Annotated in this window: 18 protein-coding genes and 2 pseudogenes; 10 read left to right on the top strand and 10 right to left on the bottom strand. The window is 66.4% G+C overall.

Going from position 1 to position 21,929, the window contains the following annotated elements; genetic code table 11:
- Window positions 1-178: 178 nt before the first annotated feature.
- Entirely contained in the window at window positions 179-1,150 is a 972-nt protein-coding gene (gene speB / locus Q9S36_RS38275) for an agmatinase (protein ID WP_311290004.1), read from the bottom strand.
- Between the two features lie 100 nt (window positions 1,151-1,250).
- Between speB and Q9S36_RS38270 the strand changes: the two genes are divergently transcribed.
- Window positions 1,251-2,624 carry an NAD-dependent succinate-semialdehyde dehydrogenase gene (locus Q9S36_RS38270; RefSeq protein ID WP_311290003.1) on the top strand — a complete coding sequence of 458 codons (1,374 nt, stop codon included), beginning with the start codon at window positions 1,251-1,253 and terminating at the stop codon, window positions 2,622-2,624.
- A gap of 41 nt (window positions 2,625-2,665) precedes the next feature.
- Here Q9S36_RS38270 and Q9S36_RS38265 read toward each other — a convergent pair whose 3' ends face one another.
- A complete protein-coding gene (locus Q9S36_RS38265; RefSeq protein ID WP_311290002.1) occupies window positions 2,666-3,355 on the bottom strand; it encodes a TetR/AcrR family transcriptional regulator in 690 nt (229 codons plus the stop codon).
- Between the two features lie 45 nt (window positions 3,356-3,400).
- The gene (locus tag Q9S36_RS38260; protein ID WP_311290001.1) at window positions 3,401-3,763 is read right to left on the bottom strand and encodes a cupin domain-containing protein; all 363 of its coding nucleotides are present in this window, start codon (window positions 3,761-3,763) and stop codon (window positions 3,401-3,403) included.
- A gap of 62 nt (window positions 3,764-3,825) precedes the next feature.
- Here Q9S36_RS38260 and Q9S36_RS38255 point away from each other — a divergent pair, with 62 nt between their 5' ends.
- Both Q9S36_RS38255 and Q9S36_RS38250 read left to right on the top strand, forming a co-directional pair.
- Window positions 3,826-5,277: an amidase gene (locus Q9S36_RS38255; protein WP_311290000.1), complete on the top strand. Its 1,452-nt coding sequence runs from the start codon at window positions 3,826-3,828 to the stop codon at window positions 5,275-5,277.
- A 17-nt stretch (window positions 5,278-5,294) separates the two neighbouring features.
- A complete protein-coding gene (locus tag Q9S36_RS38250; RefSeq protein ID WP_311289999.1) occupies window positions 5,295-7,820 on the top strand; it encodes a CehA/McbA family metallohydrolase in 2,526 nt (841 codons plus the stop codon).
- Window positions 7,821-7,837: 17 nt separating this feature from the next.
- Here the strand turns inward: Q9S36_RS38250 and Q9S36_RS38245 are convergent, their stop codons facing one another.
- Window positions 7,838-9,418, bottom strand: coding sequence for a thiamine pyrophosphate-binding protein (locus Q9S36_RS38245; RefSeq protein ID WP_311289998.1), 1,581 nt, complete (start codon window positions 9,416-9,418; stop codon window positions 7,838-7,840).
- Window positions 9,419-9,566: 148 nt separating this feature from the next.
- Here Q9S36_RS38245 and Q9S36_RS38240 point away from each other — a divergent pair, with 148 nt between their 5' ends.
- Genes Q9S36_RS38240 through Q9S36_RS38225 form a run of 4 tightly spaced genes read left to right on the top strand, consistent with a single transcriptional unit; the run spans window position 9,567 to window position 14,454 of the window.
- Window positions 9,567-11,060: an ABC transporter substrate-binding protein gene (locus Q9S36_RS38240; RefSeq protein ID WP_311289997.1), complete on the top strand. Its 1,494-nt coding sequence runs from the start codon at window positions 9,567-9,569 to the stop codon at window positions 11,058-11,060.
- Between the two features lie 6 nt (window positions 11,061-11,066).
- Window positions 11,067-12,005 carry an ABC transporter permease gene (locus Q9S36_RS38235; RefSeq protein WP_311289996.1) on the top strand — a complete coding sequence of 313 codons (939 nt, stop codon included), beginning with the start codon at window positions 11,067-11,069 and terminating at the stop codon, window positions 12,003-12,005.
- Window positions 12,002-12,832, top strand: coding sequence for an ABC transporter permease (locus tag Q9S36_RS38230; protein WP_311289995.1), 831 nt, complete (start codon window positions 12,002-12,004; stop codon window positions 12,830-12,832). Before Q9S36_RS38235 ends, Q9S36_RS38230 begins: the two co-directional genes overlap by 4 nt.
- The gene (locus Q9S36_RS38225) at window positions 12,829-14,454 is read left to right on the top strand and encodes an ABC transporter ATP-binding protein (protein ID WP_311289994.1); all 1,626 of its coding nucleotides are present in this window, start codon (window positions 12,829-12,831) and stop codon (window positions 14,452-14,454) included. The genes Q9S36_RS38230 and Q9S36_RS38225 overlap by 4 nt, the downstream gene beginning before the upstream one ends.
- Before the next feature lie 456 nt (window positions 14,455-14,910).
- Here the strand turns inward: Q9S36_RS38225 and Q9S36_RS38220 are convergent, their stop codons facing one another.
- The 6 genes and pseudogenes from Q9S36_RS38220 to Q9S36_RS38195 form a co-directional block, all read right to left on the bottom strand.
- On the bottom strand, window positions 14,911-16,092 hold the full coding sequence (locus Q9S36_RS38220) for a site-specific integrase (protein WP_311289993.1): 1,182 nt from the start codon (window positions 16,090-16,092) through the stop codon (window positions 14,911-14,913).
- A 254-nt stretch (window positions 16,093-16,346) separates the two neighbouring features.
- Window positions 16,347-16,745, bottom strand: a complete 399-nt coding sequence (locus Q9S36_RS38215) for a VOC family protein (protein WP_311289992.1) — start codon at window positions 16,743-16,745, stop codon at window positions 16,347-16,349.
- 544 nt (window positions 16,746-17,289) lie between these two features.
- Window positions 17,290-17,445 carry a hypothetical protein gene (locus Q9S36_RS38210; protein ID WP_311289991.1) on the bottom strand — a complete coding sequence of 52 codons (156 nt, stop codon included), beginning with the start codon at window positions 17,443-17,445 and terminating at the stop codon, window positions 17,290-17,292.
- A 23-nt stretch (window positions 17,446-17,468) separates the two neighbouring features.
- Window positions 17,469-18,601, bottom strand: a pseudogene (locus Q9S36_RS38205) (heavy metal translocating P-type ATPase); the annotation flags it as partial.
- 89 nt (window positions 18,602-18,690) lie between these two features.
- Window positions 18,691-18,852 (bottom strand): annotated as a pseudogene (locus tag Q9S36_RS38200) (aldo/keto reductase family oxidoreductase); the annotation flags it as partial.
- 38 nt (window positions 18,853-18,890) lie between these two features.
- A complete protein-coding gene (locus Q9S36_RS38195) occupies window positions 18,891-20,171 on the bottom strand; it encodes a multidrug effflux MFS transporter (RefSeq protein ID WP_311289990.1) in 1,281 nt (426 codons plus the stop codon).
- A 102-nt stretch (window positions 20,172-20,273) separates the two neighbouring features.
- Between Q9S36_RS38195 and Q9S36_RS38190 the strand changes: the two genes are divergently transcribed.
- From Q9S36_RS38190 to Q9S36_RS38180, 3 genes are all read left to right on the top strand, one after another.
- The gene (locus Q9S36_RS38190; protein ID WP_311289989.1) at window positions 20,274-21,155 is read left to right on the top strand and encodes a helix-turn-helix transcriptional regulator; all 882 of its coding nucleotides are present in this window, start codon (window positions 20,274-20,276) and stop codon (window positions 21,153-21,155) included.
- A gap of 91 nt (window positions 21,156-21,246) precedes the next feature.
- Complete coding sequence (locus Q9S36_RS38185; protein WP_311289988.1) at window positions 21,247-21,537, top strand: hypothetical protein; 291 nt, start codon at window positions 21,247-21,249, stop codon at window positions 21,535-21,537.
- A 93-nt stretch (window positions 21,538-21,630) separates the two neighbouring features.
- Window positions 21,631-21,924, top strand: a complete 294-nt coding sequence (locus Q9S36_RS38180; RefSeq protein WP_311289987.1) for a Dabb family protein — start codon at window positions 21,631-21,633, stop codon at window positions 21,922-21,924.
- Window positions 21,925-21,929: the final 5 nt, after the last annotated feature.

Here is a 21,929-nt window from a genome sequence, read left to right as displayed (position 1 = left end):
CGATCAGGTTGTGGTACCACGCGGGATTTTCCGGGGCTAAGTACCCCTACGCGCAGGCCTACCTTCCCTACAACCGACTCCTCGACGGAACCGTCCACGACTGGTGATCGGAGCGGCACGATCTTGCACTGCAAAGTGCCGGGCGACTACGACGGAACCGGGTCATCGCGAAGCCGCTCTACCAATCAGCTTGGGCGCCCCGCTCGGCATGGCGTAAGGCCAGCAGCGAAACCAGGTCGTATGCGACGTGTGAGGCGGCAACACCGGTGATCTCGGCATGGTCGTAAGCGGGGGCGACCTCGACGACATCGGCACCGATGAGATTGAGGCCAGCAAGTCCGCGCAGGATCTCCAGAAGCTCGCGGCTAGAGAGTCCTCCCGCTTCAGGGGTGCCGGTACCTGGTGCGAACGCCGGATCCATAACGTCGACATCGATAGAGACGTAGAGCGGGCGCGTGCCCAGTCGCGTGCGGAGCTTCGCGATCACCTCATCAACGCCCTGCCGGAACACGTCACCCGCTGTGACGATGCCGAATCCGAACCGGCGGTCGTCCTCCAGATCTCGCTTTCCATAGAGCGGTCCGCGGGTGCCGACGTGACTGATGGCTTCGGTGTCGAGGATTCCCTCCTCGACCGCGCGACGGAACGGAGTGCCGTGGGTGTACTCGGCGCCGAAGTAGGTGTCCCACGTGTCGAGGTGAGCGTCGAAGTGAAGCAGGGCGACCGGGCCGTGGCGCCGTGCGGCGGCTCGCAGCAAAGGAAGCGCGATCGTGTGATCGCCACCGAGCGTCACGAGTCGGCCGCCGGTGCTGGTCAGAGCCAGCGCTGCCGCCTCGACCGCCGCGATCGCTTCGCGGATGTCGAACGGATTCGCGACAATGTCGCCGGCGTCAGCGACCTGCGTCGTGGCGAACGGTGAGACGTCGAGCGCCGGATTGTACGGGCGCAGCAGGCGAGACGCCTCCCGGATGTGGTTCGGCCCAAACCGGGCGCCCGGGCGATAAGACACGCCCGAGTCGAACGGCACGCCGGCCACGACGATGTCGGCGTGCTCGACCTGCTCGAGTCGTGGAAGCCGGGCGAAGGAAGCGGGTCCCGCATAGCGCGGTGTCTTCGAGCTGTCGATCGGTCCAACGGGCTGCTGGGGCAATGTCGGTCCTCGATTCAGGTGGCGTACGGAAGCTGAGTGCCTGCACCAGCCTATCGAATGATAGGCTGGTGCGCACCACGCGACAGAAGGATGGGATCGGATGACCTACGCGATTGTCGACCCGACAAGCGGCGCGCAGGGCGACACCTACGCGACGGCGACGGGGGCGGACATCGAGAACGCGCTCGCGCTCGCCAGTGCGGCGCACAGGCTCTGGTGGAAATCGGGGTCGGTCGGAGGGCGTGCGGCTCTTCTTCGCAGGATCGCGGAGTTGCATCGCGAGAGGGCGGAATCGCTCGCGGCGATCATCACGCGCGAGATGGGCAAGCCGATCATCGAGGCGCTCGACGAAGTCGACTTCAGCGCGCGGATCTACGAGTACTACGCCGACAACGCCGCGGACATGCTTCAGGACGAACCGATCGAGCCGCGCGAGGCTGGCCGCGACGCCTTCGTCAGGTACGAGTCCCTAGGCGTCATCCTCGGGATCATGCCCTGGAACTTTCCGATCTACCAGGTCGCGCGCTTCGCAGCCCCCAACCTGGCGCTCGGCAACGTGATTCTTCTCAAGCACGCTCCACAGTGCCCGAGCTCCGCGACCGCCATCGAGGAGATATTCCGGGATGCCGGCGCGCCCGACGGCGCATATGTCAACGTTTTCCTGAGCAACGCGCAGGTCGTCGACGTGATCGCTGATGAAAGGGTGCAGGGCGTCTCACTGACCGGGTCGGAGCGCGCAGGCGCGGCTGTGGCGGCCGTCGCGGGCCAGCACCTGAAGAAGGTGGTGCTCGAACTCGGCGGATCCGATCCCTTCATCGTGCTATCCACAGATGATCTCGACGCCGTGGTCGACGACGCCGTCGGCGCGCGGCTCTACAACAACGGACAAGCCTGCAACGCCGCGAAGCGGTTCATCATCGTCGATGACCTGTACGAGGCCTTCCTCGAGCGGTTCACCGCCGCGATGCAACGCGCGACACCCGGCGATCCCGCGCGGGCAGAGACTGAACTCGGACCGCTCGCGTCGACGGCTGCGCGCGAGCGCCTCGAAGCACAGGTCGACCGAGCTCTCATTGAGGGTGCGCGGCGGCTGACGGGCGGTCGCACCGAGGGCAACTGGTTCGATCCCACAGTGCTCGTCGATGTCGGCGCTGACTCGGCCGCTTTCTCCGAGGAGTTTTTCGGTCCGGTTGCGACTGTCGCCCGCGCCGCGGACGAAGAGGATGCGATTCGCTTGGCCAACAACAGCCCCTACGGACTGGGCTCGTACGTCTTTACAGTCGATGCTGACCAGGCGATCCGTGTCGCGAATCAACTGGAGGCCGGCATGGTGTTCGTGAATACGATCGGTGAAGCGGCGCCGGAACTGCCGTTCGGTGGCCGCAAGCGGTCCGGATTCGGGCGCGAACTGGGGCGCCACGGCGCATACGAGTTCGCCAACCGAAAGCTCATCTACATCGCCCTGACGGCCTGACTCGCTGGTTCTGCTCGGGCCAACGAGTCCCGCGCTGGGGATCAGCGTGCGTGCCTGTGCAGCCTTGTCCAAAGCGCCTGACCACGGCGTCGCACGTCGGCGAGATCTGACTGGTCGGCAAGAATCGCGCGGACGACGAACGTCGCCATGTCGGCGGGCTTCGTCCGCGGCTCGCCATTGATCTTGCTCTGCGCTGCGCTCAAGGTGAGCGCGGTGATCGTCTGCCGCACAAATCGCGGGCTCGTGTCGTCTGAGAACTCGCCGGTCGCGAGGCCTGCGCGGATGAGTGCCTCGGTCTGCCGATGAAGTCGCTTGCGGAGGGACCTCTGAGTCGCGAACTCAGGCTCCGCCAGGATATGCCCGTCGTACAGGCCGACGATCGTGGTCGACACGTCCGAGATGGCGCGGGCATCCATCAGCAGGTAGGCGAAGAGTTGCGCAGCGATCGGCTCATCCCCATCGGCCGTGACGGACTGGATCTGCAGGAGCGCGAGCTCGAGGTCTCGGGAGACGAGCTCGGCGAAGATCTCGGCCTTGTTCGCGAAGTGGTAGAAGAGCGACGGCTGACGGATACCGACAGCGGTCGCGATGTCACGAGTGCTGGTGTCGACATACCCCTTGTTGGCGAACAACCGCGACGCCTCGATGAGGATGCGATCGCGGGTCGTGACCTCCGATCCTTCGTGCGCTGCATCCGTGACGCTCGCCGCGCCGCCGTCGTTCGTGGCCATCTGACGAGCGTAGCGACCGCGCGCGGTGGGCGTCATCGACTTTTACTACTCGTCAATATTCGTCACACCGACGAAGTATTTGGTGGTCGGCTCGAGGGTGTGCCAGCGACCGCGAAAGCCCTGCGGAACGACGAACGCGCTCCCCTCCGCGAACTCTCGGCGGTCGCCATGCTCATCCTCGATGGCGACGCGCCCGCGGATGATCACGCAGATCTCCGTGTAGGGCCATGCATCGAACGCGACCCAGCCCGGCTGACCTTCCCAGTAGCCGACGATGGGGTTGCTCGCGCTCGCATCGGTGCGGTACTCCGCTTCGGTCCAACCTTCAGACGCGGCGGAGTAGTCGCTGAGACCAGGGACCAACCCCTCCCCGGACTTCGAGATCGCTTTCACCAGGTGCAGACTCATCGACTTCCTCCCTATCACTTGATAGGGTACTCCTGGTCACGCCCCTTGTCGATCGGAGAGCCATGTCTTCAGCTGGAATCGCGTACTTGTCGGCCGCAGAGGCGATCTCCCAATTCGAGTCCGGCGCGTTGCGCCCGACCGAACTGCTCGAGGCGATCATCCAGCGCGTCGAGGTTGCGAACCCGCGGGTCAACGCGTTCACCGAGCTTTGGCTCGCTGAGGCGCGGGATGCGGCGGCGCACGCGGACGCGCGTTATGAGCGAGGCGACGCCCGACCGCTCGAGGGAGTCGTGCTCGCCGTCAAAGACAGCACTCCCCTCGCGGGCAAGGTGCACACGATGGGCTCGGCGCTTCTTGCCGGCAACGTCGCCGACCGGACTCATCCCGGGCTGCAGCGCCTGATCGACGCCGGAGTCGTCATGATCGGCCGCACAACGATGCCCGAGTTCGGGGAGGCCGGCAACTGCTACACCCCGCTCTGGGGTGTCACCCGGAATCCGTGGAACCTGGACTACGGCCCCGGCGGATCGTCGAGCGGTGCGGCGGCCGCGCTCGCCGCGGGCATGGCGACGATCGCCGACGGCTCCGACATCGGGGGCTCGAGCCGTATTCCCGCGTCCTGCTGCGGCGTGTACGGGTACAAACCGCCCTACGGCCGCAATCCCAACACCTACGAGGGCAGCTTCGACTCCTACCTGCAGTACGGCCCGCTTGCCCGCACAGCTGCCGACATCGCCCTGATGCAGGAGATCATCGCCGGTGTCAGCGTGGAAGACATCGGAACCCTGCGCGACACCGTCGTGCTGCCGCGCCGTTCGTCGGATCCGGCAGGGTGGCGGATCGCGTACTCCGCCGATCTCGGCTACTTCAACGTCGACGTCGAGGTGCGCGCCGCATTCGTGAGCACACTCGACCGACTCCGTGCGCTGGGCTGCGAACTGGTCGAGGTCACTCTGCCGTGGACCGAGGCCGCCTATGACGCGTGGGCGGTCATGAACTCCATCAAGGGCACTGCCGCGCGACGCGTCGCCGCCATCCCTGACGCGGACCTCACCCTGCTCTCGGACTATGCCGCAGACATGATCCGACGCGGCACCGAGTCAGATCCCGAGGATGTCGCCCGCGCGATCGAGCTGCACGTCGCGATGTACCAGGATCTCGGTCCGATCCTCGAGTCGTCGAAGGTATTCCTGTGCCCGACGACGGCGGTTCCCTCCATCCCGGCGACCCAGTCGCCGCTCTACACCGACTGGAGCATCAACGGGGTGCCGGTCACTCCGATCGAGGCCGAGGCCTGGTTCATGACGTACCCGTTCAACATGCTCAGCCAGCTGCCCGTACTGAGCATGCCGATCGGGCAGGCGAGCAACGGAGTACCCATCGGCATGCAAGTGGTGGGGCGGTCGTATCAGGACGCTGATGTCTTCGAGGTCGCGTATGCGCTCGAGGACCAGGAGCGCGAGTGGCCCCTCGCGCTCCCCGCCGACGCCGCAATGGAAGCGGCACACCCGTGACCGACTATCCGTCACCCATGACAGGGTACGAGGCGCTGGACCTCACCGAGCTCGCGAACGCCCCGGCATCGCTCCTTCAAGACCCCGACACACTCGAAATCGGCGCCACGACCCGCTTCGGACTGCCTTTCAGGCTGGGCACCGGTGGCGATCCCGAGAGAGTATTCCTCGCGGTCACGCCAGACTCTTCGGCTCGTCTCGGGGTGTCGGCCTCCGCGGAGTGGATCATCTTCGCACACGCGCTTGTGGACACCGATCTGTTCGAGGGGCGCGACCTGGGTCGCACCGCGGCCGACTACGAGATCGTCTACGACGACGGCGCCGTCGTGTCGCTGCCGATCCGCGAGCGCTTCGAGATCGCCGCGAGCCCGCGCGACCGGTTCGACCGACCCATCCCTCTCGACTGGGGGCAGAGCCCATTTCTGGCGATCCCCGAGCTCGAGCACGTGACCCCGCACCGCACGCACGGCCGCTTCGACCATGCGGGCGGTCGTGCCAAGGAGGTGCTCGATCCGTCCACGAAGCTGCCGTACACGCTTCCCTACCGGTGGTACCTCTGGCCATGGCGCAACCCGCGTCCGGATGCGGCGATCGCCGGCATCCGGTTCTCCTCCCTCGGGCCGACCGTCCTCGTCGCGGGCGTCACGCTGGGTCATCTCGACGAGGATCCGTTCGAGCGCACGACCAACCGAGACGTCCTGATCACGCTGCCCTTCGGAGCGACGAACCACGACATCGAGAAGCTCGACGTGTCGGTCGACAGGGGCACGGCGTCATTCCCCTACTGGGTGGTGACCGACGAGGCCGCGCTCGCCGAGGCGCCTGTCACGCCCGCGTGGGGGCAGTCGTGGGATTCCGAGAGCCCGCGCGTCGCCCACGTGCGGCTCACCGGCACACCCAGCGCGACCGTCACCGTCCGGTTCGATGGCGACCTCGTGGGGGCGGCCAACTGGGGCGAGCTCGTCGAGCACGGTGCGATCGCCGGCGCCGGCGCGGGATTTCGGATCGTCAATGAAGCGCGCACATGGGTGCGAACGACCGTCGTCGACGCTGACAGCGGCGAGCCGATCCCGTGCCGCGTGCACTTCCGGTCGAAAGACGGTGTGAGCTATCCACCCCATGGCCACCCGCCGCACATCAACGGCGAGCTGGCGACCTTCGCGTTCGACCTCGGCGGCGACGTGCGCTTGGGGAACAAGTCCTATGCATACATCGACGGCACATGCGAAGGCTGGCTCCCAGTAGGCCCGGTCACCGTCGAACTTGCCCAGGGATTCGAGTACGATCCGCGGCGGGTCGACCTCGAGATCGTCCAGGGCCAGGCGACTCTCGAGCTTGCGCTGCAGCGCTTCTCGCGCATCCGCGATCGCGGCTATGTGTCGGGTGACACTCACGGTCACTTCGTCTCGGCGCGGGGCGCGCAGTTCGAGGGGGCCGGCGAGGGACTCGACATCGTCAACCTGCAGCGAACACAGGGCGGAGAGCTGTTCACCGTGACCGAGGAGGTGAGGACGGGCCCGCTCACGGGGAGCGCCGGTTCGCCGATCGTGTTCGTGGGGCAGGAGAACCGCACCGGAATGTTCGGGCACGTCAACCTCCTCGGGGTGCGCACCCCCGTCATGCCGATCTCGACCGGCGGTCCCGACGAATCCGAGATCGGCACGGGGCTCGAGACCACGCTCTCGCGCTGGGCGGACGAGACCAGGGCGCAGGGCGGGATCACGGTGCTCGCGCACTTCCCGGTACCCAACGGCGAGGCCGCGACGCTCATCGCGACGAAGCGGATCGATGCCATCGAGATGATCGCGTACGACGACTACAACGTCAGGGAGTACTACCGCTATCTCAACGACGGCTACCAGGTGCCGATCGTCGGCGGCTCCGACAAGATGACGGCGGATGTTCCGCTGGGCATCGTGCGCACGTATGCGGGCGGGATGCCTGGCACCGAGGTGGACTACTTCTCCTGGCTCGCCGCCGTTCAGCGCGGCGATACCTTCGCTTCGAGCGGACCTCTCGTGGTGCTGGAGGTGGAGGGCGCGCGACCGGGATCTGTCCTGACGGGGGTCGACCTCGCACGCGTGAACGTTCGCGTCGACGTGTCGTCGGTGTTCACGCTCGATCACCTCGAGATCGTCGGCAGGGACGGCGTGCTCGCATCTGTGGATCTCGACGGTCGGCGAAGCGCCGAGGAAGAGTTCGTGCTCCCGCTGCCGCGCGACACCTGGATCTGCGCCCGCGCGTTTGCGAGCGGCGTCACTGCCGGCCGTCACCACGACGTCTATACCCGGCGGGTGGCCGCCCACACCTCGCCTGTGTACGTGTCGGGAGGTGTCGAGTATGCCATCCGCGACGCCGACACCCAGCGGTACATGGCCACGCTGATCGACGGTGCGATGGATCATATCCGGCACGTCGCCCGGCGATTCTGGCCCGGTCATGTCGGTCATCGACACGGACGCGAGGACCACCTCGCCTACTTGCTCGAGCCCTTCGAAGAGGCCCGTGACATCGTCCGGAGGCGCCTCGACCAGTGGTCGTGACGCCACCGGCGGCATCTTCAGGAGTTCATGCGGTAGCTGATCAGACGAGGAGCCTGCGAGGCTGTCGCGGCCCTGACGGCCTCCGTCAGGTCGTCGAGGCTCGTGCACAACACCGACTCGATACCGAAAGCCCGGCCGAGCGCCGCGAAGTCGGGGTTGGTGAACCGCACGCCGATCGGCGGAATGCCACGCGCGACCTCCTGCGCTTCGATCTCGGCGTATCCGCCGTTGTCGACGATCACGACGGTCACCGCCAGCTGCTCCTCGGCGACGGTCGCCAGTTCCTGGCATGAGAAGAGGAAGGCTCCGTCGCCGGCGACGGCGACGATAGGACGGTCCGAGTAGGCGACGGCGGCCCCGATCGCGGCCGGCAGGGCGTAGCCGAGCGTCGCAGACCGTGACATGTAGACGAACTGGTCAGGGCGTGCGCAGAACGCCTCGAAAGCGAGACCGGCATAGACAACCTGCGACGAATCGGCCGTCAGGATCGCGTCGCCTGGGAGGCCGGCGATGATCGCGTGGGCGGTCTCTGCATCCTCTCCGAGCTCGCCGGCGATACCCGCGCGCAGTGCCGCGACCCGGTGCCCCGCCTCCGCGCGACGCGCGGGACCGACGTCCTCGATCAGTGGCAGGAGCGCATCGATGACGCGGCCGGCGTCGCCGCGCAATCGCACTGCGGGGGAGGCGTTCCTGTCGAGCTGATTCTGCTCGATATCCACCCGGATGAGGTGTGATGCGGTGACGCGCTGCGGCCCCAGGTCGGACTCGGCGAGCTCGGTGCCGATCGCGAGGACCGCGTCACTCGCGTTGACGACATCCATCACCGAAGGCGAAGAGATGGATGACCCGACCGAAAGGGGATGAGTCTCTGCGAGCGCGCCCTTGCCGTTCATCGTGGTGACCACGACGGCGCCGAGGGCTTCTACCAGCTGCCGCAGGCCAGACAGTCCAGTCGCGCCTCCACCGGCGATGATCACGGGTTTGCTGGCAGCTCCGAGGAGCGCGGCCGCGCGCGCCAGTGAGTCCTGATCGAGCGGCGGGGTGGAGGTGCGCGCAGCCGCTCGCGAACCGGCATGTGCGGCGGGCTGGTCGAGAAGATCGAGCGGGACCTCGATGAAGACCGGTCGTCGGCGCCCCGCCCGCACGCGCCTGAGTGCTTCGGCGACGACGACCGGCACTTCCTCGGCTTCGACGATCCGGTGGCTCCAGGCCGTCATCGCGTCCCCTGCGGCGTAGACATCGCCCAGCTCGTGCAGTTCCCCCGCGTCCTTCGCCGCGCCAGAGGGGCGACCTGGGGCGATCAGGATCAACGGACGCGACTCCGCGTACGCCGTCCCTACGCCGACGAGGGCGTTCAGCACAGCGGGCCCGCTCGTGGCGATCACCAACGCGGGCTCTCCCGTCGTCTTGGCATACGCGTCAGCGGCATATGCGGCGCTCTGCTCGTGTCGCGTCGTCACGGTTCGGATGTTGCTGCGCGACAGGCCTCGGTAGAGCTCCAAGTTGTGCGTGCCTGGAATGCCGAATGCGGCGCGAATACCGGCTGCTTCGAAGAGCAGGACGAGCTGTGATCCGACTGTCTCATGGGCAGTTGTCATGCGCGGAGACTATCAGTTGATAGACAAACTGGTTACGATCGTGTTTCGAAGCTGGCGATACGCTCAAGCCCGCGCTAGCTTGGCCTTACCTATCGAGTGATAGGTCTAGTGACAAGAAGGAAGTTCGATGAAGAACAAGCGTTCGGTGATGATCATCGGCGCGGTCGCAGCTGTCGCCCTGCTGACCTCTTGCGCTGGTGGGGGAGGGACCGCGACCGATGCCGAGCAGCTCACCGTCGGTCGGGTCAAGTCGCTCGATGGGATCAGCGGTGACTCGTGCGTCGGCGGCGCATCCATCCAGACGATGCCGATGCTCTACGGTCAGATCCTCCGCCCGGCGGAGGACGGCAGTGGGCTTGCCGGCGCGATTGTGGACGACTGGGAGTACGACGAGACGGCGCTCACCTATTCGCTGACCGTGTCCGACGAGGCGATGTTCAGCGATGGTGCCGCGGTGACGGCAGAAGATCTCGCCTTCTCGATCCAGCAGTGGCGCGACGGTCAGAACAGCGGGGCGTACTACTCGTCGATCGCCGACCAGCGAGTCGTCGATGACCAGACCGTTGAGGTGCAGCTGGCGTTCGCCGACACCTTCCTGCCCGATCTGCTCTCGTGGTGCACGTCGACGCTGTACCCCGCCGACTTCGGCGGCAAGTCCGCCGACGAGTACTTTGAGGCTCCCGTCGGTGCGGGTCCGTACGTGCTCGACGAGTGGCAGAATCCCGGCCCTTCCGAGGTGCTCGAGCTCTCCGCCAACCCGCACGGCTACCTCGGTGACACCGGCCTCATCGAGCACGTCACGATCAAGACTTCGAGCGATGTCGCGCAGCAGCTGCTCGCGTTCAGAGCGGGTGACCTCGACATCATCGAGGACATCGGCTCAGATGACGTCGCTCAGCTCGATCCCGAGAACGTGATAGCCTCCGAGCCCTCCTATGCGATGGACCTGATGCTCAACGCCGCCGACCCGACCCTGGCTGATCCCCGCGTGCGGCAGGCGATCTCGCTGGGAATCGACCGAGACGAGCTCGTGTCGGCGCTTTACGAAGACGTCACTCCTGCGGTGGGTATCATCCCGACGAACATCCCAAATTCCGTGCCCGGCAGCGAGCCCCTATCGTATGATCCCGATCGGGCCACCGAGTTGCTGGCCGAGGCTGGCGTCACCGAAATTTCGGTCGAGATCGGCTATGAGAGCGGGCAGTCCAGCACCTCGAACGTCGCCAGTCTCCTCGAGCGGCAGCTGTCACAGATCGGCGTGACCGTCGTGTTGAAGCCCATCGACCAGGCAACCTCATACGCGCTTGCAGGCGCGGGCGATTTTCAGGGCCTCATGTCGGGCGTGGCCGCGATTTCGCCCAGCGCCTTCGACCCGATCGGATTCCTCATGTTCGCGTGGTACCCGTGGACAGCGTCAGACACAGCCGTGATCGAGCAGCAGTACGGGATCGGCACGTCGACGTTCGACAACACCGTGCGAGACGAAGCGGTCGCCACCGTGCAAGACGACGCATTCGCACAGTCGACCGTGATCGGGCTCTACAACCAGCCCAGCATCTTCGCCGTCTCGGATCGGGTCACCGGGTTCATCGCCACCCCGTACCGCTACTGGGAATCGTCGACGGTCCGTCTCGACGGGTAGGTAACAGTGACGCGATATCTGTTCATCCTGCGGCGAGCGGGCCAGGCGCTTGTTGTGCTGCTGGTGATCCTGATCGCGGTATTCCTGATGTTGAAGTTCGTGCCCGGCGACCCGGCTCGCCAGGTCGCCGGGCCACGAGCGAGCGAAGAGACCGTGGCAACGGTGCGAGAGGCCCTGGGACTCGACCAGCCTCTGCCCGTCCAGTTCGGTCTCTACCTCGAACGACTCGTGCACGGTGATCTCGGGGCGACGATCAACAGCGGCGTTCCGGTCGTCGATCTGATCGCGAACGCGGCGCCGGTCACGTTCAGTGTGGTTGCGCTCGCGGTCGCGATCACCGTTCTTATCGCGTCGGGGCTGACAGGGCTCAGCACGCGGCGCCCCGGCTCGACGACAGACCGCGCCACGCAGTTCCTCGCGACGGTCGGCGTCGGCGTTCCCTCCTTCCTGATGGGCATTCTGCTTTTGATGTTGTTCGCCGTCGTACTCGGCTGGTTCCCCGTCGGCGGGTGGAGCCGAGATCCGCTCGGTCAACTCCAGTCCGCATTCCTCCCCGCCCTCACACTCGCCCTTGCTGTCGCCCCTGTGCTCTACGCGAGCATGCGCTCGGCGATTCTCGGTGTGCGTCGAATGGATTATGTGGATGCTGCCCGATCCGTAGGGCTTAGGGGATGGAGCCTCTCCCGGCACTTTGAGTTCCGCAACGCGGCGATTCCTCCGGTCGCGTTGCTCACCTCAATGGCGTCGATCATGCTCTCTGGCGCCGTCGTGGTCGAGGCCACCTTCGGGCTGCCAGGCCTGGGGCTGGCTCTCGTCGAGGGCGCGCGGATGAGGGATTTCAACGTGGTGCAGGGTCTCACATTGGTGTTCGCGCTTGCGGTCCTCTGCATCAATGTGCTGGGCGACGTACTTCTCGTCGTGCTCGATCCGAGGGTTGACCTGTGACCGCCGCCATCGCCACCGCTCGCAGCCAGCGCATTCGCCTGCCTCTCTCCGCGATCATCGCCGGCGCGTTCCTGGTGATCCTGCTCGCCACCTCGATCGGCCTGGCGTTCTGGGGGCCCGACCCGAACGCCTATGACCTCACGGAGAAGTTCCAGCCGCCGTCGCTCGAGCACCTGCTCGGCACTGACCAGTTCGGACGCGATGTCCTCCTCCGCGTCCTGAGTGCGGCGAAACTCGACCTGCTGCTCGCGGCGCTGGGCACGGTCATCCCGGCCGTGATAGGAACCGTGCTGGGAGCGGTCGCCGGCTACCGCGGCGGTGCGCTCGATTCGTCGGTCATGCGCATCGCGGATATCATCCAGGCATTCCCGCAGTACATCCTGCTCGTCGCGCTGACCTTGATGCTCGGCGCGGGCTGGCAGGCGTTCATCGTCGGCGCGGCGATCGCGGCATGGGTGACGTATGCCCGTCTGGTGCGCGGGGTGGTCCTGCAGCTCAAGAAGCACGAGTTCATCGAGTCTGCACGCGCCGGAGGCCTGAGCGGCACACGAGTCCTGTTCCGGCACGTCATCCCCAACGCGGTTCCGCAGGCCGTGACATTCGCCGCGAGCGACTTCGTCCTGGCACTCGCCTTCCTCTGCTCACTCGGATACCTGGGGCTCGGGGTGCAGCCGCCCAGCATCGAATGGGGCCAGATGATCGCGGAAGGACAGAGCTTCCTCCAGATCTACTGGTGGATCGCTCTCGGGCCCGGCCTCGCGATTCTGGCGGTGGGCATCTCGATGCGCGCGATCGCCACTGCTGCAGAGGGGGTGCTGGCGAAATGATGATCGACGCTCAGACTGTGCTCGACGTGCAACGACTCAGAATCCGTCGCCAGTCCGCGGACAACAGCGCGACCCTTGTCACAGACGTGTCCTTGCAGCTGCGCGCGGGCGAGATCTTCGGCGTCGTCGGAGAATCGGGCTCCGGCAAGAGCCTGACTCTGCGGGCCATCGCAGGGCTGTTGCGCCCCGGCCTCGAGGTCGACGGATCCATCGACCTGCATGGTCACCGGGTCGGCATGGTGTTCCAGGAGCCGATGACCGCGTTGAACCCGACCATGCGTGTCTGGGATCTCATCACGCTCGCGCCGAGAAAGCGTCACGGCTGGTCCAAGAGTCGCGCTCGCCAAGAAGCGGAGCGTCTGTTGCGCGAAGTCGGAATCCAGGATGCGGAGACCAAAGCAGACTCGTGGCCGCACCAGCTCTCGGGTGGCCTCCGGCAGCGCGTGCTGATCGCCATGGCGCTCGCGAACGAGCCAGACATCCTGCTCTGCGACGAGCCGACGACCGCTGTCGACGTCCTGGTGCAGCAGCAGATTCTCGAGTTGCTCCGCTCCGTCCAACGCGATCGATCGCTGTCGATCATCTTCGTTTCCCACGATCTGGCGGTCATCGAGCATCTTTGCGACCGGGTGGCGGTGATGCGCGACGGCGTCATCCTTGAGCAGGGCGATATCGAGGCGGTCTTCCGACACCCTGAGGATCACTACAGTCGCGCGCTCATCGAGTCCATGCCCACACTCGAATCAGACAAGTCGCGAGAACTGCCGACCGTCGCGTCGGTGACCGCGGGCAGGGCACCGGCCGAGTTGGCCGCCCCGACGACCTCGGGCGTCGGCGCCGCCGTCGAGCTGCGCGGACTGTGCGTCTCATACGAACGCCGTCGTCGACGTCGCACGCCTGACGTCGTGCAGGACGTCACGCTCACCATCGAGGCGGGCACGACTCTGGGTCTGGTCGGTGCGTCGGGGTCGGGCAAGTCCACGGTGGCGCGAGGGGTTGCCGGGCTGCTGCGTCCCGCCGCTGGTGAGATCGTCATCGACGGCACCTCAATGCGATATCCGCGATCGCCTGCCGACGCGCAGACCGTGCAGATGGTGTTCCAGGACCCATCCGCCGCGCTGAACCCCATGCGATCGGTCCAGCAGACCCTCGAGGAGCTTCTTGCCGTGCATCGCCTCGTACCCGCCGCGCAGCGCGGGGCCCGCGTGCAGGAGTTGCTCGAGATGGTCGAGCTGCCGGGCCGCTATGCGAGTGCGTATGCGGCACAGCTCTCAGGTGGGCAGAAGCAGCGCGTCGGCATCGCGAAGGCCCTGGCGCTCCAACCGAGAGTGCTCATTGCAGACGAGAGCGTCGCCGCGCTCGATGTCTCGGTGCAGGCCTCTGTGCTCAACACCCTCCGGCGACTTCAGCGCGAACTCGGGCTTACCATGCTGTTCATCTCTCATGACCTGGCTGTCACGAGATTCGTCAGCGATCGGATCGCGGTCATGTATCGCGGGCGGATCATCGAGGAGGGCCCCGCCGACCAGGTCGTCCTGAATCCTCACGAGGAATACACGATGCGGCTTCTTGCGGCAGCGGAGTTGCCGCGTGCGTCCGCGGGGGGTCGGCCAGAACGCTGATCCGGGCGGATGCCGGCGCCGGAAGCGCACTGTGACGCTTGCGGCGGATATGGCAACTTGATGGACGATGACGGACCCTCGAGGGGGCGGACTGGTGAGCCCGCACATCGAACCTGGACCGCAGAGTGTCCCAGAGCGGGAGTTCGATCCCTCCGTCCTGGCGGGAACAGAAGCGGGAACATACGCAATGAAACGAGTGTGACTCGATGGAGCGTCTGAGAACTTCGAGTGCTGATTTCCTGCGGTTCTGAGACCTCATGTGATCCCTGTGACCTCATCCGGTATGGGTTCAAATCCCACCGTCACCGCCACTTGAAACCCCCGCAGAGCCCTTGTAAACACTGGGATCGCGGGGGTTTTGCTTTACCCGTAATGGCCAAGTGAGAAAGAAATGGGAAAGAACGTCTTTCTCACGAGGCCGCAGGGATGGTGCGGGCGTTCGGGCCGACCCGATCGTCAGCGGCCGAGTTCGCGACGACCGAGGCTGGGCGCGCGATACCCGGCCGGCCCGCTTTCGCGGTGCTCTGCATCGCTGTGCTCTGCGACAGTGACGATGCGCTGCGAGTTGCGGGCACGGCTCAGGGCTTCGGCGACGTAGTCGAGGTCGTCGTCGAAGAGGTCGGCGTAGGTGTCGAGGGTCATTGCGGCGCTGGCATGGCCGAGCATCCGCTGCACGGCCTTGACATTGGCGCCTGCGCTGATCGCGAGGCTGGCGGCGGTGTGGCGGAGGTCGTGAGGGGTGACCTTCGGGAAGTCGGGGTCGACCTGCTGGGCGCGGCGCACGGCCGCGGCGAACCAGCCGTTCTGGGAGTTGGGAAGTCGGAGGTGCTCGTCGCCGGAACCGAAGAGGAGTTGGTGAGGCGCCTTGCCTCGCAGGTTGATGCGGATAGCGGGATCGAGGAAGTCAGGGTACGGCACCGACCTGCTGGCGTGTGTCTTCGGGGTTCCGGTGTGGACCGCGCCATTCACCATCACGGCGTTCTCTTGCACGTGAACCCGGCGGCGGAGCGGGTCGACATCGCGCGCGCGCAGGCCCGTTGCCTCGCCCCAGCGCAGACCGGTGTAGGCGAGGAACAGGATGAGGTCGGGGTGCCCTGCCTCGGCGGCGAGATGTTCCACGTTGCGGTGTGAGAGGTAGACGCGCCGTTTGGGCTGCTTGCGCGGAAGCTTCATCCCGCGGATGGGATTCTCGCCGAGTCGGCGGTCGCGGACCGCGACGTCGAGGATCGAGGCCAGGATGCCGTAAGCACGAATGACGGTGGTCGCGCCTCGCTTCTCACTCGGTTCTGTTACCCAGCTTCGTACGTTGCTGTACCGGATGTCGCTGGCGCGAACGCTTCCCCACCGTGGCTCGACGTGGACCCGCCACGTCGACTGGAGCGGATGCATGGAGGACGGCTTCAGCACAGCCCGCTGATCCTCCAACCAAATGCCTCCGAGCTCGCCGATGGTGATGCGCCCATCGCCGGGGTCGACGTACTGCTGTTGCGTTATCGCGATATCGACCTGCGAGAGGTATGACTCTGCGGCTCGTTTCGTAAGGAACCCGCGCTTCGCACCCTGGGACATGTCGGGCTTGAAGTAGCGAACGAGGTACCGCTTGCCCGCTTTGGTCTGATATGCGTGAACGCTACCCATCCGCCTGGCGGCCGACGATGTACGTCATCCCGTTCAGGCGGCCCGCAAGAAGCGGGAGCGCACGGTCTGCTCCTGGCTCCAAGGCGTGCGCGACGAGCGCCCAACATCCTTCGCGGATCAGCCAAAGCAGCTGACCCGCGAGAAGGTCACGGCTAGTGCCTGACCACGCCCCCATTAGGTGACGACCACGGAGATCGGCGGGTACATCCACGGGTCGCCGACGATCGAGTGTGCAGCCCAGGGTGTGGTTTCGCCTACTCGCGCTGAAGAAACTCCAGTCGGTTCCCGTTGTTGTCCTCGGTGTAGAAGCGTCGCATGCCTGGGAAATCGGCATCCCACGTGAAAGGCCACCCGTGTGCGTCAAGTCGCGTGGCGAGGGCGTCGATGTCGGCGACGAGGATTCCGGGATGTGCTTTCTTCTGGGGAGAGAACGCTTGCTCGACACCGAGGTGGATCTCCAGGTCGTCCGCCCGCACCCATAGCCCGCCACGCGCCGCGAGGACTGGAGGCTTTTGTACCTCAGTCAGTCCAAGGACGTCCACATAGAACCGTCGACATGCCTCCTCCCCGGAAGGCGGTAGGGCCAGCTGGACGTGATGGAGGGCGAACCGAGTGGCGGTAACGGGTGGGCTACTCCGGTCGGGCTGGGTCATCGGGCCTCCTCATGGCTGACTGGTCGGGTTGTTCGACACTAACCCTGTCCTGGCTATCGCCGGGTATCGGCTCAGAAGCGATAAGCACCAGTCGTAGTTGCTGATGCCAGCAGAGGTCCGAAGCTGGGTGCAGCACTCTTTGTGCGGGCGCGAGATCTCGATCCTTGTGGACCCCAATCGCCCGAGGAAGCTTCGCGAACGGTCGGTCCCACCGCGGAACTCCCCAGACTCAGATGGTTGGTCACCAGCCGGATCGAGCCAATCGAGCGGATGGCGGGAATGCTGGCACAGTGCGGCCGGTGCGATGAGCGCCGCTCCTGAATTTCAACCGCACGACCCACCAATCCCAGGCTCGCATTGCCGACAACGCCGGCTAGAAGCTACCCGAGGGCGAGGGTCGTTGACCGAAGCGAAGACCCGTCGGCGCCGAGGAAGTCGAACCTGAACCTCGGCCGAGCGCCGCGCAGGAAGACGCCGTCCGGATCAGCCCCAAGAAAGAAGCGTCCCGCGACAGGAGACTGTCGCGGGACGATCTCAGAGGGTGTCAGCGCATGTTGCTGCAGCAGGACGCTGACGCAGCCAGCTGGTCGGCGGGCGCAGCCTCCACGATCACGCTAGTGACCGCCTGCGTGGGGACGGTGCTGCAACAGCTGCTGCCGGACTGCACGACGGGCAGCTCCGTACGGGTGGTGTCGGTCATGGGGGTTCCTTTCGATGGATGGGTTAAGCGGATTGCTTCGCGATGCTCTTGAAGCCGCGCAGTCGCAGGCTGTTGCCGACGACGAACACGCTGGACAGCGCCATGGCGGCACCGGCGAGCATCGGGTTGAGCAGCCCGAGGGCGGCGACCGGGATGGCCGCGACGTTGTAGGCGAAGGCCCAGAACAGGTTCGACTTGATCGTTCCGAGCGTCTTGCGGGACAGACGTATCGCGTCGACGGCGCTGCGCAGGTCGCCGCGAACCAGGGTGATGTCGGATGCTTCGATCGCGACGTCGGTGCCGGTGCCCATCGCCAGGCCGAGGTCGGCCTGGGCCAGCGCGGGAGCGTCGTTCACTCCGTCCCCGACCATCGCCACGATCTTGCCCTCGCGCTGCAGGCGCGCCACCACGTCGACCTTGTCCTTCGGGAGGACTTCGGCGAAGACGTGCTCGATGCGCACTTCTGCGGCGATCCGCCGGGCGACGGCGTCGTTGTCGCCGGTGAGCAGCACAGGGGTCAGGCCGAGGGCCTTCATCTGAGTGATCGCTTCGGCGCTGGTGGGCTTGACGTGTCGGCCACGACGAGCACGCCACGCGCGATCCCGTCCCAGGCGACCGCGACGACGGTCTTGCCGTCGTCTTCGGCCTGTGCTTTGGCGAACGCGACCTCGGAGCTGAGGGCGAGCGCCCAATCCGCGAGCAGCGACTCACGGCCCACGAGCACGGCTCGTCCGTCGACGACACCTTGTACGCCTTTGCCCTCGATGTTGGCGAACCCTTCCACGGCCGGAAGGGTGCCGACCTGCTGGGTGGCGGCCTTCGCAATTGCCTGTGCGATCGGGTGCTCGGAGGCGTCCTCCAGGGCACCTGCTACACGCAGCAGCTCGTCGGGGTCGGTGCCGGGCTCGGCGATCACGTCGAGGAGGGTCATCTTGCCTGTGGTGACGGTGCCCGTCTTGTCCAGCACGATCGTGTCGACGGTGCGGGTCGATTCGAGCACTTCCGGGCCCTTGATGAGGATGCCCATCTGCGCGCCGCGGCCCGTGCCCACCAGGAGTGCGGTCGGGGTGGCAAGGCCCAGGGCGCAGGGGCATGCGATCACCAGGACCGCGACAGCTGCGGTGAAGGCGGCGGCGACAGGGAACCCGGCACCCAGCACGAACCGGTTGCGGCCAGTGCCGGGGACGGATCCATCGGGACCGATGAGGACTTCGATCAGGCCGGCCTTCAACGACGCGCAGATGCGCCGCCGTATACGTCGGCGTGGTCGAAGAAGTCGATGCTGACGTCACGGGCCGCGCTCACGAGCTGCCTGATCTCGTCGTCGGGCTTCTCCGCGATCCGCATCAGGCCCAGGACGACGTTCGGCGCGTCGATGTCGGTGTGCGGCAGGGTGATCCGTTTCACAGAAGCTCCTCCAGATCAGCGGCGATTCGGTTCTCACCCTATGACTCCTGGTGTGGCCTTGGGCTCAGTGGGTTTGCGCCGGGGGTGGAAGAGACAAGGGCGGCGGCCGCGGCATCCGTGCCCTTGCGGCCGATGAGCAGCAGGCAGGATGCCGCGGCGAGCAGTACGGCGACGGTGGTGGTCAGGCCCAGGGGAAGGATGCTGAGCGCCCCGGCGACGCCGACGAACGGTGCGGCGATTCCACCGAAGCCGAACCGCACCATGCCCAGCAGGGAGGACGCGGTGCCGGCCATCTGCGGATAGTCCGTCATCGCGAGCGTCGTGGCCGGGGGCGCGGTCATGGCGACGCCGCTGGACAGGGCGAACAGCGAAGCGATCACGACCCAGAGCGGCATCGGCGAGAGGCCGGCGATGAGCAGACCGAGGGCGCCGAGGCCGGTGACGGCTACCCCGACGGCAAGGGTCCCCGCGATGCTCCAGCGCTCGGCGGTGCGCCCGGCGAGGTAGCCGAACAGCATGTGGCCGGCCGAGTTCAGCCCGAAGGCGGCGGCGTACCACTGGGGCGAGAGCCCGTAGATGTCCTGCAGCACGTAGGTGGAACCGGCGAGGTAGGCGAACAGCGCCGCGTACAGGAACCCCTGGTTGAGGACCGCGCCGAGGAAGATCCGGTCGGCGATGAGGGTCCGGTAATCGCGGAGGGTTCGCGCGAGCCCTCCCGACGTGCGCCGGCCTAAGGGCAGTGTCTCGCCGAAGCCGATGAGGGCCGCGACGAGGATCGCGACGCCGATGACGGCGAGGAACACGAAGAGGCCGCGCCAGTCCGTGAAAGTGTTCAGCAGGCCGCCCAAGAGCGGGCCGACGATGGCGGCGAAGCCGCCGATCACGGTGAGGCTGCCGTAGAAGCGGGTCAGGGCGCGGCCAGAGAACACGTCCCGCCCCGCGGCGATCGCGATGACGATGCCGACTCCGCCGGCGAGGCCCTGGACCAGCCGCGCCAGAATGAGCAGCTCGATCGATGGACTCAGTGCGCACAGTGCCGAGGTGACGATGTACGCCACGATCCCCACGAGCAGGATGCCGCGACGGCCGAATCTGTCGGACACGGGGCCGGCGATGAGCTGACCGGCGGCCAGCCCGATCAGGCACGCGGTGACCGTCAACTGGGCGACCGAGGTCGTCGCCGCGAGCTCGATGGTGAGCGCCGGGAGCGCCGGGAGATACAGGTCCATGGAGATCGGGCCGAACACCGTCAGCAGCAGGAGCAGCGCGGGCAATCCGCGGCGCACAGCCGTCGCGGGCGGGGGTGGGATCTCTGGCATGCTCCTCAGTCTCAGCGCCACGCGCGTGGAGAGGGAGTCACTGGCGAGAGGTGTACCGGCAGGGCATCCCATCTCGGCGGGGTGTCGGCCTAGCCTGAGCGCATGGACAATCGAGACGAGGTCCGCGAGTTCCTGATGTCCCGCCGTGCCCGGGTGTCTCCGGATGCCGCGGGCATCACTGCCGGGTCGAACCGACGCGTGGCGGGGTTGCGCCGCAGTGAGGTCGCGGCTCTGGCCGGCGTCAGCGTCGAGTACTACGCCAAGCTGGAGCGCGGAAGCATCGCCGGGGCATCGGGAGCCGTACTCGACGCCGTGTCGCGGGCCCTCCAGCTCAACGACGCCGAGCATGCGCACCTCTTGGACCTCGCCCGGAATGCCGACGGCATCCCCTCTTCCGGGCGTCACCGCCGTCGGACGACCAAGGCCGGGCCGCCGCGAGCCAGTCTCGAGTGGGCGCTCGCGGCGGTCACCGACGCCGTTGCGGTGGTTCGAGACCAACGGCAGAACCTCGTCGCCTTCAACGACCTCGGCAGGGCGTTCTACTCGCCGCTCATCGGGGACGGCGGACGGACACCGAACTTCGCGCGCTTCCAGTTCCTTGATCCCGCCGCCCGCGACTTCTACCCGGACTGGGATCTCTTCGCGGACATGTGCGTCGCGGTCATCCGCGCGGAGGCCGGCCGCGACCCGCACGACAAGGGCATTCAGGACCTCGTCGGTGAGCTGTCCACTCGCAGCGATAGCTTCCGCGCGCTCTGGGCGGCGCACAACGTCCGCACCCACGGGACCGGCACGAAGCGGTTCCACCACCCTGTCGTCGGCGACCTCACGCTGGTTTACGAGGAACTGGCGATCACCGCCGACCCCGGTCACGTGCTGCTGATCTACAGCGCCGAGCCTGGCTCGCCGTCGGCCGAGCGCCTGCGGCTGCTGGCTTCGTGGGCGGCGAACCCCAGCACGTCCTCGCCGAGCGCTTCGTCCTGATCGGCCGGGCGCGTCATTGCCCTGCACTTTTTGCTAGCCCATCTAGGTACCCTGGTAGTGCATCGACATGATGCGTCCGGTCGGAGGTGGCATGAAGATCCACAGGGTTCGCGTCGACGGCCAGACCTTCGTTCTGCGCCCCGATCAGGACATCGCCGCACTGAAGCGAAGGGTCGTCCGAGCCGCGCGCGAAGGCGCCGGCTTCGTCAAGTTCAAGACGATCGGCCGATCCACCATCAGTGTGCTGATCACCTCACATGTGGGCGTGAGATTCGAAACGATCCACGCAGTCGCAGAGCAGGTCGAGGAGTGGGAGCAGCATCCTCCCAGCATCGATCTCGACATCCCCGAGCATCTGCTCGACTACGAGCAGGTGCTCTGAATCGGGTTGCCTGCCGTGGTCGTGCCGCGAGACGGGATCTGAGGCGATCTCCGTAAGGTGGGGAGGTCGATTCGATTCTTCGCGGAGGTGCACATGCCCGTCACGCACGTGGTGCTCATCACCTGGGCGGATCACGCCGACGGCTCGGCGCGGGAGGCGGTTCGCGAGGCGATCCGGTCTCTCCAGGATCGGGTTCCCGGCGTGGACGATCTTCGAGAAGGCGAAAGCATCAGCCCTGAGGGGCTGGAATCCGGTTTCGAGTACGGTTTCGTCATCACCTTCCCGGATGCCGCGGCGCGGGACGCCTACCTGCCGCACCCGGAGCATCTCGCCGTCGCGGAGGAGATCCGCCGATCTTCGGCCAAGGTGCTGGTCTTCGACATCTGAGGCGG

The sequence above is a fragment of the Microbacterium sp. ARD31 genome (genome assembly GCF_031844425.1).
The sequence above is the reverse complement of the archived record's forward strand: the minus strand, read 5'-3'. Positions and strand labels throughout refer to the sequence as shown.

Bases quoted from the DNA above. Each gene is read 5' to 3' on its own strand.
- Q9S36_RS38270 (WP_311290003.1), top strand. From the start codon at position 1,251: ATGACCTACGCGATTGTCGACCCGACAAGCGGCGCGCAGGGCGACACC.
- Q9S36_RS38185 (WP_311289988.1), top strand. From the start codon at position 21,247: ATGAAGATCCACAGGGTTCGCGTCGACGGCCAGACCTTCGTTCTGCGC.
- Q9S36_RS38190 (WP_311289989.1), top strand. From the start codon at position 20,274: ATGGACAATCGAGACGAGGTCCGCGAGTTCCTGATGTCCCGCCGTGCC.
- Q9S36_RS38250 (WP_311289999.1), top strand. From the start codon at position 5,295: ATGACAGGGTACGAGGCGCTGGACCTCACCGAGCTCGCGAACGCCCCG.
- Q9S36_RS38195 (WP_311289990.1), bottom strand. From the start codon at position 20,171: ATGCCAGAGATCCCACCCCCGCCCGCGACGGCTGTGCGCCGCGGATTG.
- Q9S36_RS38240 (WP_311289997.1), top strand. From the start codon at position 9,567: ATGATCATCGGCGCGGTCGCAGCTGTCGCCCTGCTGACCTCTTGCGCT.
- Q9S36_RS38245 (WP_311289998.1), bottom strand. From the start codon at position 9,418: ATGACAACTGCCCATGAGACAGTCGGATCACAGCTCGTCCTGCTCTTC.
- Q9S36_RS38180 (WP_311289987.1), top strand. From the start codon at position 21,631: ATGCCCGTCACGCACGTGGTGCTCATCACCTGGGCGGATCACGCCGAC.
- Q9S36_RS38265 (WP_311290002.1), bottom strand. From the start codon at position 3,355: ATGGCCACGAACGACGGCGGCGCGGCGAGCGTCACGGATGCAGCGCAC.
- Q9S36_RS38260 (WP_311290001.1), bottom strand. From the start codon at position 3,763: ATGAGTCTGCACCTGGTGAAAGCGATCTCGAAGTCCGGGGAGGGGTTG.
- Q9S36_RS38220 (WP_311289993.1), bottom strand. From the start codon at position 16,092: ATGGGTAGCGTTCACGCATATCAGACCAAAGCGGGCAAGCGGTACCTC.
- Q9S36_RS38225 (WP_311289994.1), top strand. From the start codon at position 12,829: ATGATGATCGACGCTCAGACTGTGCTCGACGTGCAACGACTCAGAATC.
- Q9S36_RS38215 (WP_311289992.1), bottom strand. From the start codon at position 16,745: ATGACCCAGCCCGACCGGAGTAGCCCACCCGTTACCGCCACTCGGTTC.
- Q9S36_RS38255 (WP_311290000.1), top strand. From the start codon at position 3,826: ATGTCTTCAGCTGGAATCGCGTACTTGTCGGCCGCAGAGGCGATCTCC.
- Q9S36_RS38210 (WP_311289991.1), bottom strand. From the start codon at position 17,445: ATGACCGACACCACCCGTACGGAGCTGCCCGTCGTGCAGTCCGGCAGC.